Here is a 15,248-nt window from a genome sequence, read left to right on the forward strand (position 1 = left end):
GCAGACGCAGCATGGACACGACGAGCTCTCTCTACGATCTGACGCCCATCGCCTGGCTCATGGCGGTCGGCGTGCTGATCGCGCTCGGCCCGCTGGTGTGGGTCTGGCGCCGCAATGCGGGCAGCGGCCCCGCACGGCGGCTGCATGCGCTGACGGTGCTCACGCTGTTCCTCACCTTCGACCTCACGCTGTTCGGCGCCTTCACGCGGCTCACCGATTCGGGCCTCGGTTGCCCCGACTGGCCCGGCTGCTACGGCAACGCCAGCCCGCACGGCGCGCGCCACGAGATCGCGATGGCGCAGTCCGCGCAGCCGACTGGTCCCGTCACGCACAGCAAGGCGTGGGTCGAGATGGTTCACCGCTATCTGGCCACCGGCGTTGGCGTGCTGATCCTCACGCTCGCGGGCGCGACCTGGATCGTGCGCCGTCGCCAGCGCCGCGCGCCGCCAGCGGAAGGTGAGCACCACGCCACGCTCAGCGCGTGGTGGCCAGCCTTCACCTTGTTCTGGGTCTGCCTGCAGGGCGCTTTCGGCATGCTCACGGTGACCTGGAAGCTGTTCCCCGCGATCGTCACGCTGCACTTGCTCGGCGCCGTGGTGCTGCTGGCGCTGCTCTGCATCCAGGCCGTGCACTACAGGCAGGCGGCTGCGCAGCGGCTGCCCACGCCCGTGTCGCCCGCGCTGCGCAATGGCCTCATCGCGACGACTGCACTGCTCGTGCTGCAGATCGCACTCGGCGGCTGGGTCAGCACCAACTATGCGGTGCTGGCCTGCACGCAGTTCCCGACCTGCCAGGACAGCTGGTGGCCGCCCATGAACTTCGCGCAGGGCTTCGAGATCTGGCGCCACTTGGGCGTGACCGGCGAAGGCCAGCCGCTCGATTTTTCCGCGCTCACTGCGATTCACTATGCGCACCGGCTGATGGCCTACGCGGTGTTCGTCGCGCTGGGCGTGCTGGCGTGGCGCATGCGCCGCATCGAGGCGCTGCGCCCGCAGGCGCGATGGCTCGCGGGCCTGGCGCTGCTCCAGCTGGCCACCGGCCTGGGCAACGTGCTGCTCGGCTGGCCTCTGGCCGCGGCCGTGCTTCACACCGGCGGCGCCGCGGCGCTCGCCGTGGTGCTCACCTGGGCGCTGTGCGAGAGCCGGCGCGTCCCGGCGGCGCAGATCGCGCGCGCCAGTGACAATGCGGCTGGTCAGAACAACAACAGTCAAAGAAATCAAAGAAAGGCCGCTGCGTGAGCACCCCGATCCCCGTTCAGCAAACAGGCAACGCCAACGTGCTGCGCCAGTTCTACGCGCTGACCAAGCCGCGCGTGGTGCAGCTGATCGTGTTCTGCGCTCTGATCGGCATGGTGCTGGCCGTTCCGGGCCTGCCTTCGTGGGCCGAAGTGAAGCTCGCGGCGGTGGCCTGCGTCGGCATCTGGCTGGTGGCCGGCGCGGCCGCGGCGTTCAACTGCCTCGTCGAGAAGGGCATCGACGCGAAGATGAAGCGCACCGCCTGGCGCCCCACGGCGCGCGGCGAGCTCAGCGACAGGCAGACCCTGGTTTTCTCCGCGCTGCTGTGCGCGGCCGGCTCGGCGCTGCTGTGGTTCATGGTCAACCCGCTCACCATGTGGCTGACCTTCGCCACCTTCGTCGGCTATGCGGTGATCTACACCGTGATCCTCAAGCCGCTCACGCCGCAGAACATCGTGATCGGCGGCGCCTCGGGCGCGATGCCGCCGGTGCTGGGCTGGGCCGCGATGACGGGCGAGGTGGGGCCGGAGGCGCTGATTCTCTTCCTCATCATCTTCCTGTGGACGCCGCCGCACTTCTGGGCGCTGGCGCTCTACCGCGTCGAGGACTACCGCAAGGCGGGGCTGCCGATGCTGCCCGTCACGCACGGCAACGAGTTCACGCGGCTGCAGGTGCTGCTCTACACCTTCATCCTTTTCGCGGCCTGCCTGATGCCCTTCATCTACGGCATGAGCGGCTGGCTGTACCTCGCGGTGGCCGTGGCGGTGAGCGTCGGCTTCACGGGCTATGCCTTCGCGCTGTGGCGCAGCTACTCCGACACGCTGGCGCGCAAGACCTTCCGCTTCTCGCTGATCCACCTGAGCGTGCTGTTCCTCGCGCTTCTGGTCGATCACTACATTCACTGACCTCGTTTCCATGAACAAGCGCAACGCTCTTCGACTGATGGCTGCCGGCGCCGGCTGGGTGGGCGTTGGCGCCACCCTCGGCCTGGGCCTCTCGGCCTGCAGCGAGACCAGGCAGAGCTTCAATGCCGTCGACATCACCGGTGCCGACTACGCCAAGGATTTCTCGCTGAAGGATGCGGACGGCAAGGTCCGCACCATGGCCGATTTCAAGGGCAAGCTGGTCGTGCTGTTCTTCGGCTACGCGCAGTGCCCGGACGTCTGCCCGACCACCATGACCGAGATGGCGCAGGTCAAGCAGCAGCTCGGCAAGGACGCCGACAAACTGCAGGTGCTGTTCGTCACGGTCGACCCCGCGCGGGACACGGCCGAGGTGCTCAAGGCCTACATGGGCGCGTTCGATCCGAGCTTCGTCGCGCTGATCCCCACGGCCGACGAGCTGGTCGCGGTCGCGAAGGACTACAAGGTCTATTACAAGAAGGTCGACGGCAAGACGCCGACCAGCTATTCGATGGACCACTCGGCCGCCAGCTACGTCTACGACACGCAGGGCAAGCTGCGGCTCTACGCGCGCTACGGCGCTGGCGTGGCGCCGATGGTGTCCGACCTGAAGACGCTGCTGGCTTCCTGAGAAGGGTCGCCACCAGATGGCTGTCGCAGACCAGCTCGGGCACCTGAAGGGGCGCAAGGGCGCCTTCCGCATCGCGCTGATCCCGCCCGAGGTGCTTGATGCCCTCAACGACGGGCTGCTCGAAACCGTCAATCTCAACGAATTCCTGGCGCTCGAGCTGCCCCGGCTGGCGCGCAGCGTGGCCGGGCACATCGGGCTCGACGCCGAAAGCGAGCGGCTGGCCGACACCATCGCGATGCTCGGCGCCTTCAAGCCGATGCAGCGGCACGGGCACATCGCGCGCGCCCTCTACGACCTGACGGCGCTGCACGGCGAACGCGATGCCGTCGCCCACCGGCTGGCCACGCACGCCAGCGACGTGGCGCGCTGCTGGGCGGCGCAATGGGTCACGCTCTCGGGCCTGCCGCTGGCGGCGCAGCTGGAGGCGGTGCGGCGCTTTGCCGCCGACCCGCATTTCGGCGTGCGCGAGATTGCGTGGATGGCGGTGCGCGATGCGGTGATCGGGTCGCTCGACGAGTCGATCGTGCTGCTGCAGCCATGGGTGCTCGATGCCGATCCCAACATCCGCCGCTTCGCCAGCGAACTCACGCGCCCGCGCGGCGTGTGGTGTGCGCAGATCGAGGCGCTCAAGACCGAGCCCTGGCGCGCGCTGCCGCTGATCGAGCCGCTGCGCGCGGATACCAGCCGCTACGTGCAGAACTCGGTCGCGAACTGGCTCAACGACGCAAGCAAGAGCCAGCCCGAATGGGTCGACAAGGTCTGCGCGCGGTGGGTGGCGGAGTCGGATGCGGCCGAAACCCGCTACATCGCGAAGCGGGCGCTGCGGACGCTCTCCAAATGAAAAAGCCCGGCAGTGCCGGGCTTTGTTCCTGATGGGCGACGGACGGGCTTTATGCGTAGTCCGCGAGCGCTTTCTTCATCTTCTTCATGGCGGCCACTTCGATCTGGCGGATGCGTTCGGCGCTCACGCCGTAAACCGCGGCCAGGTCGTGCAGCGTCATTCCGCCCGAGCCGTCGTCGTTGACCTTGAGCCAGCGCTCTTCCACGATGCGGCGGCTGCGGTCGTCCAGCGCCTCGAGCGCGGTCGCGATGCCGTCGCTCGACAGGCGGTCGCGCTGCTGCGATTCGAGCAGGGCGGTGGGTTCCTGCGAGGCGTCGGCCAGGTACGCGATCGGGCCGAAGGCTTCGTCGCCGTCGTCCGTCGGGCCCGGGTCGAGCATGATGTCGCCGCCGGACAGGCGGGTTTCCATCTCGAGCACTTCCTCGGGCTTGACGTTGAGGCGGGTCGCCATCTGCGACACCTCGTCGGGGCTCAGCGTATCGCGGTGCGTGCCGGTATCGGCAGCGGCCGAGTCGGCCTTGAAGCCCTGCTTCATCGAGCGCAGGTTGAAGAACAGCTTGCGCTGGGCCTTGGTCGTCGCGACCTTGACCATGCGCCAGTTCTTCAGGATGTACTCGTGAATCTCGGCCTTGATCCAGTGCATGGCGTAGCTCACGAGCCGCACGCCCTGGTCGGGGTCGAAGCGCTTCACGGCCTTCATGAGACCGACGTTGCCTTCCTGGATCAGGTCGCCGTGCGGCAGCCCGTAGCCCAGGTACTGGCGGGAAATGGAAACCACGAGGCGCAGGTGCGACAGCACGAGGGCGCCGGCGGCTTCGAGATCGTTGTGGTCGCGCAGCTTGCGTGCGTAGCCCTGCTCTTCTTCGAGCGTGAGCATCGGCAGGCGGTTGGCGGCCGAAATGTAGGCGTCCAGGTTGCCCAGCGGGGGAACCATCGACCACGGGTTGGCGACGGCCAGCTGGTTGGCAGAGACTCCAGACAGCGTTGTCATCAGGGGGAACTCCTTTGTGTTGGCCATATTAGCACTCGGTTAGAGGGAGTGCTAATCCAAGGGTTCCCTTGAATTTCTATCGCTGGAATAGCCAGGGGCTACCAGCGGATGCCCAATCTTAGGAAGAGCTTGGACAAGACGAACAGGGGACCGACCCAGAGATATTGAATGTCTTCGAAGAACGACGGCTTCTTGCCCTCGATCTTGTGGCCCACGAACTGGAAGATCCAGGCCACTACAAAGATAGCGGCGGAAACCGGCAATACAAGTCCTCCCATCGCGTGCACCAGCACCAGGGCCAGCCCGGTCAGCACGAGCATGGCCACCAGGAAGGCCGGGGCGCGCAGCAGCACGTAGTAGACGAGGCTGGCGGCCACGAAGACATAAGCCACCCAGGGATGGATCGCGAACAGCAGCCCGACGATGCTCAGCATGATGGCCGGGATGGCCACGAAGTGGATCAGCTCGTTGGTCGGATTGCGGTGGCTTTCCTCGTAGTGGGCGAGCAGGCGGTCGACCTTGCGGTCGCTCGATTCCAGAAGGGCGGCGGCGGTGTGCGTCATGGCAAGTCTCCGTGGGCGCCGTGCGATGCGGCGAGACTTTCGATGGTGCCGACAGAGAAGCCCGATGGCAAGCGCGGATGCCATGTGAAATTGCTATCAAATAAGTAGCATAAAGCACTACAACCACGGAGGCTGGCGTGACTTTCTACACTGTCACCGGAAGGTTACATCGCTAAGATCGGCGAGTGCCTCCCTTCGACTCCTCACCCGCACCCCTGTCCCCGGCCGCGGAGACCGGCACGGCCGCCCGCACGCCCCGGGCGATCCTCGTCGTGGACGACCACGACCTGCTGCGCCTGGGCGTCTGCGCGCTGGTCCAGGCCCAGGCGAGCCCGTCCGGTGCGAGCATCGAGGTCTTCGAGGCCAGCAACGTCGCCGACGCGCTGAGGCTGTACGAGGCCCACCAGGCGTCCATCGGCTTGGTGCTGCTCGACCTGGCGCTGCCAGACACGCACGGCCTGAGCGGCCTGGCCGAGTTCCGGATGCGCTTTCCCGATGCGCGGATCGTCGTGCTCTCCGGCACCGGCAACAGCACGCTGGCGCAGGGCGTGCTCGCGCTCGGCGCAGCCGCCTTCCTGCCGAAGTCGGCCGACCTGAAGGAAGTCGTGAGCTTCATCCGCGCCTGCGGCCTGCTCGACGGCGGCGCCGACGCGTCGTCGCAGCAGCAACAGGCCGCGCCAGCCCAGCCAGTGCCCAGGGCGCTCACCGGGTATGCCGAATTCGCCCACGCCAGCGCCTGGCAGGAACTCACGCCGCGGCAGATGCAGGTGCTCCAGTGGGTGCTCGAGGGCAAGGCCAACAAGGAAATCGCCCAGCTCGCGAACCTGAGCGAAGGCACGGTGAAGAACCATGTCTCGACCATCCTGCTGCTGTTCGGCATGCGTTCGCGCGCCCAGTTGATCAGCACCCTGCATTGAGCGTGCAGTCCGCCGCGCCGAGCACCCCCGTCGCCGACCACGAACTCGGCCAGCGGGTGCTGCGCGAGCACGTCGCCTCGGTCTACAGCACCTATGGAGTCTCGACGCTGACGCACATGGCCTTCGTGGTCGTGTTCGGCAGCATCATCTATTCGCAGCTGAAGGATCCGAGCCTGCTGTTCTGGCTGGCCGGCCTGCTGATGGCCGACATCTACGTGTTCTTCACGCCGCGCTGGAATCCGTCGAGGCCCGTGCGGGAGAGCGCCTACTGGGCGCGCAAGATCTCGCGCATGGTCACGCTGGTGAGCATGGTCACGGCGGTGGTGCCCTGGCTCATCGTGCCGCACAACAACCTGCCGATGACCTCGCTGCTGATGGCGGTGATCGTCGGCAGCTGCGCGCGGGCGGCGCAGTCGCTCTGGCCGCTGAAGCCGGCGCTCTTCGGCTACACCATGCCGATGTCGCTGGGCATGATCACCGCGCTGGCGTGGCAGGGCGACGGCCTGCACCTGTTCCTGGCGGCGGCCGGCGCGGCCTACCTCCTGCTGACGCTGTACGCGGGCATCGGGCAGCACAAGCTGCTGACCGAATCGCTGATGCTGCGCTTCGAGAACGAGGCGCTCGCCGCGCGCCTCGGCGAGCAGATCGCCGCCACCGAGCGAGCGAGCGAGGAAAAGACCCGCTTCCTCGGCACCGCCAGTCACGACCTGCGCCAGCCGCTGCATGCCATCGCGCTCTTCGGCGCCGCGCTCGAGAACGAACTGCGCGACCGTCCCGAGGGCCGCAACGCCGAGCGCCTGATGCGCGCGGTGAACGCGCTGGGCGCCTCGCTCGACACCATGCTCGACGTCTCGCGCCTGGACGCCGGCGTGATCACGCCGGAGCCCCGCGCGGTGCAGCTCGATGCGCTGTTCCTGCCGCTGAACCACACCTTCGCGGCGCGCGCCGAGCACAAGCAACTGCAGCTGCGCGTGCGCGCCAGCGGCCTGTGGGTGCACAGCGACCCGCAACTGCTGCACCGCATGCTGTCGAACCTGATGGACAACGCGCTGAAGTACACGATGCGCGGCGGTGTGACGGTCACGGCGCGCGAGCGCGGCGAAACGGTGTGGATCGAGGTGCGCGACACCGGCATCGGCATCGCGGCCGAGCAGTCGGGGCGAATCTTCGAGGAGTTCTATCAGATCAACAATCCGGGCCGTGATCGCTCGCGGGGCCTGGGCATCGGGCTGTCGATCGTGCAGCGGCTGTCCCGGCTGCTGGGGCACCCGGTGCAGATGCACTCACGGCCAGGGCGGGGCACGCATTTCCGCGTGGTGGTGCCCGTGGCGAGTGCTCCGGCCCTGGCGCCGGCCGGAGCGCTCGCGACGGCCTCCCTGATCGAAGAGCGCGGCGCCTCCGCGCTGGCGTTGCCCGGGCGTGTGCTGCTGCTCGATGACGAGCTGGAAATCCGCGAGGCCATGACCGGCCTGCTGCGCTCCCATGCCATCGACGCCCATGCCGTGGCGGACGAGGCCGGCGCCGCGGCCGCGCTGCGCCTGGCGGCCCGCGAGGGGCGGCCCTTCGACCTGCTGCTGTGCGACTACCGGCTCGCCGACGGCGCCGACGGGCTCGATGCCGGCCTGCGGCTCAGCCAGGCCGAGGGGGCGACGACGCCGCTGCTGCTCATCACCGGCGAGACCTCGCCCGACCGGCTGCAGCGCGTGCGCGAATCACGGGTGCCGGTGCTGTTCAAGCCGGTCGTGGCCGACCTGCTGCTGCAGGCGATGGCCGAGGTCGCGGTTGCCAGATGAAGGCAAAGGCGGCCGCAGGCATCGAGCCTGCTTTTGAATTCATTTGTATTCGTTTTGTCGCCAGATGCGGCGAATAGACGCCACAGTCATCGAAACCCCATGACTTTCGACACTGGCAGCCGCCGGCCCTGTGCCCTATCTTCAAGGCATCGCGTTTCTCGCGAACGGAGTAGGTAGGGGAGAGAGAAAGTGAGCGGCCCCGGCGCAAGCCGGGGCCGTTTTTTTCTTTCTTATCCGAGCAGCGCCTGCGCGAATTCGCGGGCGTTGAAGGTTTCCAGATCTTCCAGCTTTTCGCCCACGCCGATGAAATAGACCGGAATCGGCCTTTCCCGCGCGATGGCGCACAACACGCCGCCCTTGGCCGTGCCGTCGAGCTTGGTCACGACCAGGCCCGTGAGGCCCAGCGTCTCGTCGAAGGCCTTGACCTGCGCCAGGGCGTTCTGGCCGGTGTTGCCGTCGATCACCAGCAGCACCTCTTGCGGCGCCGTGCCGTCGGCCTTGGTGACGACGCGCTTGATCTTCTTCAGCTCGTCCATCAGGTGCAGCTGCGTCGGCAGGCGGCCGGCCGTGTCGACCAGCACCACGTCCTTGCCGCGCGCCTTGCCGGCGTTCACCGCGTCGAAGCTCACGGCCGACGGGTCGCCGCCTTCCTGGCTCACGATCTCCACGGTGTTGCGGTCGGCCCAGACCAGCAGCTGCTCGCGCGCCGCCGCGCGGAAGGTGTCGGCCGCAGCCAGCAGCACCGAGGCGCCCTCGTCGGCCAGGTGCTTGGTGAGCTTGCCGATGGAGGTGGTCTTGCCCGCGCCGTTGACGCCGGCCACCATGATCACGGTGGGCGTGAACTGGCCGATGACCAGCGGCTTCTCGAGCGGACGCAGCAGGTCGGCCACCGTCTCGGCCAGCAGGGCCTTGACCTGCGAGGCGTCGGTGGCCATCTGGCGCTTCACGCGGCTGCGCAGGTCGTCGAGCAGGTACTCGGTCGCCTTCACGCCGGTGTCGGCCATCAGCAGGGCGGATTCGAGCTCTTCGTACAGCGCCTCGTCGATCTTCGCGTTGACGAACACGGCCTGGATGCCGGTGCCGGTCTTGCGCAGGCCGGTCTTGAGCTTGTCGAACCAGCCCTTGCGCTCGGTGGCGATGACGGGTTCGGCAATCGGAGTGACGACTGGCGCTGGCGCCGGAACGGGGGCGGCAACCGGGGGAACGGAAACAGGGGCTGGAGCGGGCGATGCAACCGGTGGGGAGGCCGGCGCAGGAGCTGGCGAGGGCACTGGTGCCGGTGCTGCAACGGGTGCGAGAGCGGGGGCGGGTGGCGGGGCAGGCGTTTCTTCCACCGTCGGCTTCGAGCCGAACCAGCTCGAAGGCGAGAACACAGAGCGCGCCGGCGCGGGCTCCGGGGCAGGCGCCGCCGGGGCCGGCGGGGTGGACGCCGGCGCATCGGGGGTTTCGGCAGGCGGTTTTTTCTTGAAGAAACTGAACATCGGGAGCTTTTTACAATCCGAGCCATTCTATGAAACACCTCCCGCCACGCCGTGCTGCGTCTGGTGCGGTGCTGGCGATGGCGCTTCTGGCGCCGTGGGCCATGCCTGTCCAGGCCCAGTCCACACCGGCCTCCAGCCCGTCTTCCGCCGCCGCAGCCGCGGCGCCCGGCCCCCAGCAATTCACGCTCGCCAACGGCATGACGCTGATCGTGCAGCCCGACCGGCGCTCGCCCACGGCGGTTCAGATGGTCTGGGTGCGCGTCGGTTCCATCGACGAGGTCGACGGCACCTCCGGCGTGGCGCATGCGCTCGAACACATGATGTTCAAGGGCACCAAGGACATCAAGCCCGGTGAGTTCTCGCGCCGCGTGGCCGCCCTCGGCGGCCAGGAAAACGCCTTCACCACCCGCGATTACACCGGCTACTACCAGCAGATCCCGGTCGGCAGCCTCGAGCAGGTGATGAAGCTCGAATCGGACCGCTTCGCCAACAACCAGTGGCCCGACGACGAGTTCAAGCGCGAGATCGAGGTGGTCAAGGAAGAGCGCCGCCTGCGCACCGAAGACCAGCCGCGCGCCCTGCTCGGCGAGCAGCAGAACGCCGCCGTCTTCACCGCCTCTCCCTATCACCGCCCCGTGGTCGGCTGGATGAGCGACCTCGACGCCATGACGCCCGAGGACGCACGCGCCTTCTTCAAGCGCTGGTACGTGCCCGCCAACGCCGTGCTGGTGGTGGCAGGCGACGTCGACGTGGCCCAGGTGCGCGCCATGGCCGAGAAGTACTACGGCCGCATCCCCTCGCGCGCGGTGCCCGAGCGCAAGCCGCGCACCGAGCCGGCCCAGCGCGGCATCCGACGCCTCGAGCTGAAGGCGCCCGCCGAGCAGGCCTATGTGTCGCTGGCCTATCGCGTGCCGCAGCTCGCCAATATCGACGACGTGAACAGCGACGCCTGGGCGCTGGTGGTGCTTTCCGCAGTGCTCGACGGCTACGCCGGTGCCCGGCTCGATCGCGCGCTGACCCAGGGGCCCGACCGCGTCGCCGATTCGGCCGGGGCCTACTCGGGCTTCGTCGGCCGCGGCCCGCAGCTCTTCGTGCTCGACGGCGTTCCGGCCGCGGGCAAGAGCGCCGAGGTGGTGGAAGCCGCCCTGCGTGCGCAAGTGGCGCGCATCGCCAAGGACGGCGTGGGCGAAGCCGAACTGGCACGCGTCAAGACCCAGTGGGTGGCGAGCGAAACCTACAAGCGCGACTCGGTGATGGCGCAGGCGCGCGAACTCGGCAGCAACTGGATCCAGGGCCTGCCGCTCGACGCCAGCGAGCGCATCGTCGCGCGGCTGCAATCCGTCACGGCCGCGCAGGTGCAGGCCGTGGCCGCCAAGTACTTCGGCGACGACCAGCTCACCGTCGCCACGCTGCGTCCGCTGCCGCCCGAAGCCAAGCCCCGTGGCCGCGGCTTTGCCGCGCCCGCCGGCGAAATGCGCTGAAAGGGCCCGATTCCATGACGAAGACTCTCATCAAGAAGATCGCGCGCCGCGCCCTGTTCGCGGGCGCGGCCGCCATCGCGGGCATCACCGGCGCGCAGGCCGCGCTGCCCATCCAGCACTGGACGCTGGCCAGCGGCGCAAAGATCTACCTGGTGTCGACCAACGCGCTGCCGATCGTCGACGTGCAGATCGATTTCGACGCCGGCAGCCGACGCGACCCCGCCGCGCAGGCCGGCCTGGCCAGCACCACCGCCACCATGGTCGAGAAGGGCGTGCGGGCCGGCAGGAACGGCGAGCCCGCGCTCGACCAGAATGCGCTGGGCGAAGCCTGGGCCGACCTGGGCGCCAGCTTCGACGCGAGCGCCGGCACCGACCGCACCAGCTATTCGCTGCGCTCGCTGTCCGATCCGGCGCTGCTCAACAAGGCGGTGGCGCTGGCGGCGCGCGAGATCGGCGAGCCGTCCTTCCCCGACGACGTGTGGCAGCGCGAGCGCGAGCGCATCAACGCGGCCATCAAGGAAGCCAACACCAAGCCCGCCACCATTGTCGGCCGCACGTTCGCGGCCGACGTCTACGGCGTGCATCCCTACGGCCAGGAAGTGACTGAAGAAACGCTCGCGCGCATCGATACCGCCGCCATGCGCCAGCGCTACCAGCAGCTCATCGTGCCGTGCCGCGCCAAGCTCAGCATCGTCGGTGCCGTCACGCGCGCCGAGGCCGAGACCATCGCCACCACGCTGCTGTCGCGCCTGCCCGGCCCCGAGGCCTGCACGCCGCTGCCGCCCATCGCGCCGGTGGCCGCGCTGACCGCGCCGAAGGACGAGCGCATCGCCTTCGACTCGGCGCAGGCCCACGTCCTCATCGGCCAGCCCGGCTATCCGCGCAAGGACCCGGACCACTTCGCGCTCACGCTGGGCAACTACGTGCTGGGCGGCGGCGGTTTCGTCTCGCGCCTGATGAACGAGGTGCGCGAGAAGCGCAGCCTGACCTACAGCATCTACAGCGGCTTCGCGCCGGGGCTCGAGGCGGGCGCGTTCCGCGTCGGCTTCCAGACCCGGCCCGACCAGGCCGAGGAGGCCGTCAAGGTGTCGCGCGAGGTGCTCGCGAAGTTCGTGGCCGAAGGCCCCACCGCCAGCGAGCTGAAGGCCGCCAAGGACAACCTGATCGGCGGCTTCCCGCTGCTGCTGGACAGCAACCGCAAGCTGATCGGCAACGTCGCCAACATCGCCTGGCACGACCTGCCGCTGGACTACCTCGACACCTGGACCGCGCGCATGAACGCGGTCACGGCCGCCGACATCAAGGCTGCTTTCCAGCGCAAGCTGCAGCCCGAGCGGATGGTGACGGTGGTGGTGGGCGCCAAGGACGCGAAAACCGCCAAGGCGCAGCAGTAGCCTGCCCCTCTCCCGGCACCTGCGGCAGGCTCCTTCGTGGGCACCGCGGAACCGGCTCCGCCGGGCCGCAGGTGTCGTCCCACGCGAGGGGGGCGCAGCGACACGAAGCGCGCGAAGCCTGGGGGGAGTGCCTAGCCCAAGGCGTGCGGGCCGCTGCCGGCGGCTGCGCGCACGGCGGCTCCCAACCGCTCCAGCAGCTTCGGCGCCGCGCGCGCGTGCTGCCAGTAGAGCGGCACCGGCAGCGTCGAGCCCGGCACCAGCTCGACCAGCCTTCCTTCCCTGAGTGCGTCGGCCACCATGCTGACGGGGTGCATGCCCCAGCCCATGCCCGAGCACGCCGCCTCGACGAAGGCGCTGGGCGACGGGATCCAGTGCCTGGGCGTCTCGACGTTGCGGTGGCAGATGCGCCGTACCCAGCGCGCCTGCAGCCGGTCCTTGCGGTCGAACACCAGGCTCGGCGCCTCCGCCAGCGTGCGGGCGCCCACGCCTTTTGCGAAATGCTCGCGTACGAACTCCGGGCTGGCCGCCGCCACGTAGTGCATGGTGCCCAGCGCCTCGCTGTTGCAGCCGGCCACCGGCTGGGCCAGCGCCGTCACCGCCGCGAGCACCGCACCGCTGCGCAGCCGTTCGGCCGTGTGGTCCTGGTCGTCCACCGAGAGGTCGAGCAGCGCACCTGGCTCCTGCGCGGCGAAGGCCGAGGCGGCGGCGATGAACCAGGTCGCGAGGGTGTCGGCGTTGACGGCCACCCGTATCGTGACGCGCTCGTCGCCCGCCTCGCCGCCGCCCATGCCCAGGGCGGGCAGGGTCTCGCGCAGCTCGTGCTCCAGCATGCCCACGCGTTCGACGTGCCGGCACAGCTGCTGCCCGGCCTCGGTGGCCACGCAGGGCTGGCCGCGTACCAGCAGGGCGCCGCCGGTGCGTTCCTCCAGTTGCCTGATGCGCTGCGACACCGCCGAGGGCGTGACATGCAGCGCGCGGGCGGCGCGTTCGAAACTGCCTTCGCGCACGACGGCGGCCAGGGCGTTCAGGGCGGCGTAGTCCAGCATGGTTTGAATGAAGAAAAACTGAATCGGATTAAGAAAGTTTAGTTTGAATTAATCCGGTGCGGACGGCATCCTCGAAGCATGCAAGCCGTACACGTCACCACCGCCTTCGCCAACGGGCTCTTCATGAGCCTGGTCCTCATCGTCGCCATCGGCGCGCAGAACGCCTATGTGCTGCGCCAGGGCTTGCGTCGCGAGCATGTGGGCGCGGTCGTGCTGTTCTGCGCCGCCAGCGACGCGGTGCTGATCGGCGCCGGCGTGGCCGGCATGGCACAGGTGCTCCAGGGGCGGCCGATGCTGGCCACCGTGCTCGCGGGGCTCGGCGCCGCCTTCCTGTGCGCCTACGGGCTCAGGGCGCTGTGGCGTTCGCGCCAGCCCGCGGCGCTGCAGGCCACGGCGCAGGGGGCTTCGTCGCTGTCGCGCGCTGCCGTGGTGGCGCAGGCGGCCGGCTTCACGCTGCTGAACCCGCATGTCTACCTCGACACGGTGCTGCTCGTGGGCAGCGCGGGCGCGCAGTACGCGGGCATGCTCAAGGTCTGGTTCGTGGCAGGGGCCAGCGCGGCTAGCGTGCTGTGGTTCACCTCGCTGGGCTTCGGTGCGCGGCTGCTCGCGCCGGTGTTCGCCCGGCCGCGCGCCTGGCAGATGCTCGACGCGCTGGTCGGCGGCACCATGCTCGTGCTGGCGGCCATGTTGGCGCGGCGCGCGCTGACGGGGGCGTGAGAGCCAGCGCATGCGGCGGCGTTAAGCTCGCCGCATGCCCCAGAAGAAAGCCGCCCCAGCCTCCCGTTCCGCGCCAGCAGGCAAGTCCAAGCCTGCGGTGAAGCGCCCGTCGAAGCCCAGCGAGGTGCGCATCATCGGCGGCGAATGGAAGCGCACCCGCCTCGCCGTGGCCGACAAGCCCGGCCTGCGCCCCACGCCCGACCGCGTGCGCGAGACCCTCTTCAACTGGCTCGCGAGCCTGGCCGGTGCCGGTGGCGGCGAGCTGCCGGGCTGGCAGTGCGTGGATGCCTTCGCGGGCACCGGCGCCCTCGGCTTCGAGGCCGCCTCGCGCGGCGCGGCCAGCGTGCTGCTGTGCGAGCAGGACGCTTCGCTCGTCGCCCAGCTGCAGGCCGTGAAGACCAAGCTCGAGGCCGAGGCCGTGCGCATCGAGCGCGGCAACGGCGTCACGGCGCTCGAACGCGCGCCGGCCGGCAGCCTCGACGCCGTGTTTCTCGATCCGCCCTTCGACAACGTCGCGCTCTACGAACCCGCGCTTCGCGCCGCCGCGCGCGCGCTGCGCGCCGAGGGCTCGGTGTACCTCGAGGCGCCGCGTCGATGGAGCGGCGAAGAGCTCGCGGCGCTTGGCCTCGCGGAGTTCCGCTACCTCAAGGCCGGCGCGGTTCACGCGCATCTGCTGAGGCCGGCGGCGCAGGGGACTGCATAATCCGCCGGACAAGCCGCACCGGCAGCATGAGGAAGAAGCAACCATGGCCAGCAACGTCATCGCGGTTTATCCCGGCACATTCGACCCCATCACCCTCGGTCACGAGGACGTGGTGCGCCGTGCCACCCAGCTCTTTTCCAAGGTGATCGTCGCGGTGGCGGCGGGCCACCACAAGAAGGCGCTGTTCACGCTGTCCGAACGCATCGACATGGCCCGCGAGGCCGTCAAGCCCTACAGCGACCAGGTCTCCGTCGAGAGCTTCTCCGGGCTGCTTCGCGACTTCGTCGTCGCGCGCGGCGGCAAGGCCATGGTGCGCGGCCTGCGCGCCGTGACCGACTTCGACTACGAGTTCCAGCTCGCCGGCATGAACCGCTCGCTGATGCCCGACGTCGAGACCGTGTTCCTGACCCCGAGCGACAAGTACCAGTTCATCTCCAGCACCTTCGTGCGCGAGATCGCCATGCTCGGCGGCGAGGTCCACAAGTTCGTTTCCCCGAACGTGGAGCAGCAGCTCGCCGCCAAGGTCCGCAGCCTCGGCCGTGAATAAGCCGCA

Annotated in this window: 15 protein-coding genes; 11 read left to right on the forward strand and 4 right to left on the reverse strand. The window is 69.0% G+C overall.

Annotated elements, in window-relative coordinates; translation table 11 throughout:
• Positions 1–11: 11 nt before the first annotated feature.
• Genes BMY35_RS30175 through BMY35_RS30190 form a run of 4 tightly spaced genes read left to right on the forward strand, consistent with a single transcriptional unit; the run spans position 12 to position 3,609 of the window.
• Positions 12–1,238 carry a COX15/CtaA family protein gene (locus BMY35_RS30175; RefSeq protein WP_093206677.1) on the forward strand — a complete coding sequence of 409 codons (1,227 nt, stop codon included), beginning with the start codon at positions 12–14 and terminating at the stop codon, positions 1,236–1,238.
• The gene (gene cyoE / locus BMY35_RS30180) at positions 1,235–2,140 is read left to right on the forward strand and encodes a heme o synthase (protein ID WP_093206678.1); all 906 of its coding nucleotides are present in this window, start codon (positions 1,235–1,237) and stop codon (positions 2,138–2,140) included. Before BMY35_RS30175 ends, cyoE begins: the two co-directional genes overlap by 4 nt.
• A gap of 10 nt (positions 2,141–2,150) precedes the next feature.
• Positions 2,151–2,768, forward strand: a complete 618-nt coding sequence (locus BMY35_RS30185) for an SCO family protein (RefSeq protein ID WP_093206679.1) — start codon at positions 2,151–2,153, stop codon at positions 2,766–2,768.
• Between the two features lie 16 nt (positions 2,769–2,784).
• Positions 2,785–3,609 carry a DNA alkylation repair protein gene (locus BMY35_RS30190; protein ID WP_093206680.1) on the forward strand — a complete coding sequence of 275 codons (825 nt, stop codon included), beginning with the start codon at positions 2,785–2,787 and terminating at the stop codon, positions 3,607–3,609.
• A 49-nt stretch (positions 3,610–3,658) separates the two neighbouring features.
• On the opposite strand, the gene rpoH is transcribed toward BMY35_RS30190, so the two are convergent.
• On the reverse strand, positions 3,659–4,600 hold the full coding sequence (gene rpoH, locus BMY35_RS30195) for an RNA polymerase sigma factor RpoH (RefSeq protein ID WP_093206681.1): 942 nt from the start codon (positions 4,598–4,600) through the stop codon (positions 3,659–3,661).
• 98 nt (positions 4,601–4,698) lie between these two features.
• On the reverse strand, positions 4,699–5,163 hold the full coding sequence (locus BMY35_RS30200; RefSeq protein ID WP_093206682.1) for an Mpo1 family 2-hydroxy fatty acid dioxygenase: 465 nt from the start codon (positions 5,161–5,163) through the stop codon (positions 4,699–4,701).
• A gap of 185 nt (positions 5,164–5,348) precedes the next feature.
• Here BMY35_RS30200 and BMY35_RS30205 point away from each other — a divergent pair, with 185 nt between their 5' ends.
• Positions 5,349–6,080 (forward strand): response regulator transcription factor, encoded by a 732-nt coding sequence (locus tag BMY35_RS30205; protein WP_093206683.1) that lies wholly within the window; start codon positions 5,349–5,351, stop codon positions 6,078–6,080.
• A complete protein-coding gene (locus BMY35_RS30210; RefSeq protein WP_093206684.1) occupies positions 6,077–7,873 on the forward strand; it encodes an ATP-binding response regulator in 1,797 nt (598 codons plus the stop codon). Before BMY35_RS30205 ends, BMY35_RS30210 begins: the two co-directional genes overlap by 4 nt.
• 230 nt (positions 7,874–8,103) lie before the next feature.
• Here BMY35_RS30210 and ftsY read toward each other — a convergent pair whose 3' ends face one another.
• Positions 8,104–9,354 carry a signal recognition particle-docking protein FtsY gene (gene ftsY / locus BMY35_RS30215; protein ID WP_177213743.1) on the reverse strand — a complete coding sequence of 417 codons (1,251 nt, stop codon included), beginning with the start codon at positions 9,352–9,354 and terminating at the stop codon, positions 8,104–8,106.
• Between the two features lie 29 nt (positions 9,355–9,383).
• Between ftsY and BMY35_RS30220 the strand changes: the two genes are divergently transcribed.
• Positions 9,384–10,835 carry a M16 family metallopeptidase gene (locus tag BMY35_RS30220; RefSeq protein ID WP_371287212.1) on the forward strand — a complete coding sequence of 484 codons (1,452 nt, stop codon included), beginning with the start codon at positions 9,384–9,386 and terminating at the stop codon, positions 10,833–10,835.
• Positions 10,836–10,849: 14 nt separating this feature from the next.
• On the forward strand, positions 10,850–12,229 hold the full coding sequence (locus tag BMY35_RS30225) for a M16 family metallopeptidase (RefSeq protein WP_093206685.1): 1,380 nt from the start codon (positions 10,850–10,852) through the stop codon (positions 12,227–12,229).
• 131 nt (positions 12,230–12,360) lie between these two features.
• Here the strand turns inward: BMY35_RS30225 and BMY35_RS30230 are convergent, their stop codons facing one another.
• On the reverse strand, positions 12,361–13,275 hold the full coding sequence (locus BMY35_RS30230; protein WP_093206686.1) for a LysR family transcriptional regulator ArgP: 915 nt from the start codon (positions 13,273–13,275) through the stop codon (positions 12,361–12,363).
• Between the two features lie 78 nt (positions 13,276–13,353).
• On the opposite strand from BMY35_RS30230, the gene BMY35_RS30235 reads away from it, so the two are divergent.
• Genes BMY35_RS30235 through coaD form a run of 3 tightly spaced genes read left to right on the forward strand, consistent with a single transcriptional unit; the run spans position 13,354 to position 15,242 of the window.
• On the forward strand, positions 13,354–13,992 hold the full coding sequence (locus tag BMY35_RS30235; protein WP_093206687.1) for a LysE/ArgO family amino acid transporter: 639 nt from the start codon (positions 13,354–13,356) through the stop codon (positions 13,990–13,992).
• A gap of 34 nt (positions 13,993–14,026) precedes the next feature.
• Entirely contained in the window at positions 14,027–14,695 is a 669-nt protein-coding gene (locus tag BMY35_RS30240) for an RsmD family RNA methyltransferase (RefSeq protein ID WP_093206688.1), read from the forward strand.
• Positions 14,696–14,738: 43 nt separating this feature from the next.
• Positions 14,739–15,242: a pantetheine-phosphate adenylyltransferase gene (coaD, locus tag BMY35_RS30245; protein ID WP_019658578.1), complete on the forward strand. Its 504-nt coding sequence runs from the start codon at positions 14,739–14,741 to the stop codon at positions 15,240–15,242.
• Positions 15,243–15,248: the final 6 nt, after the last annotated feature.

Source organism: Variovorax sp. YR750 (assembly GCF_900109805.1).
In the GTDB taxonomy this organism is placed as follows: Bacteria; Pseudomonadota; Gammaproteobacteria; order Burkholderiales; family Burkholderiaceae_C; genus Variovorax; species Variovorax gossypii.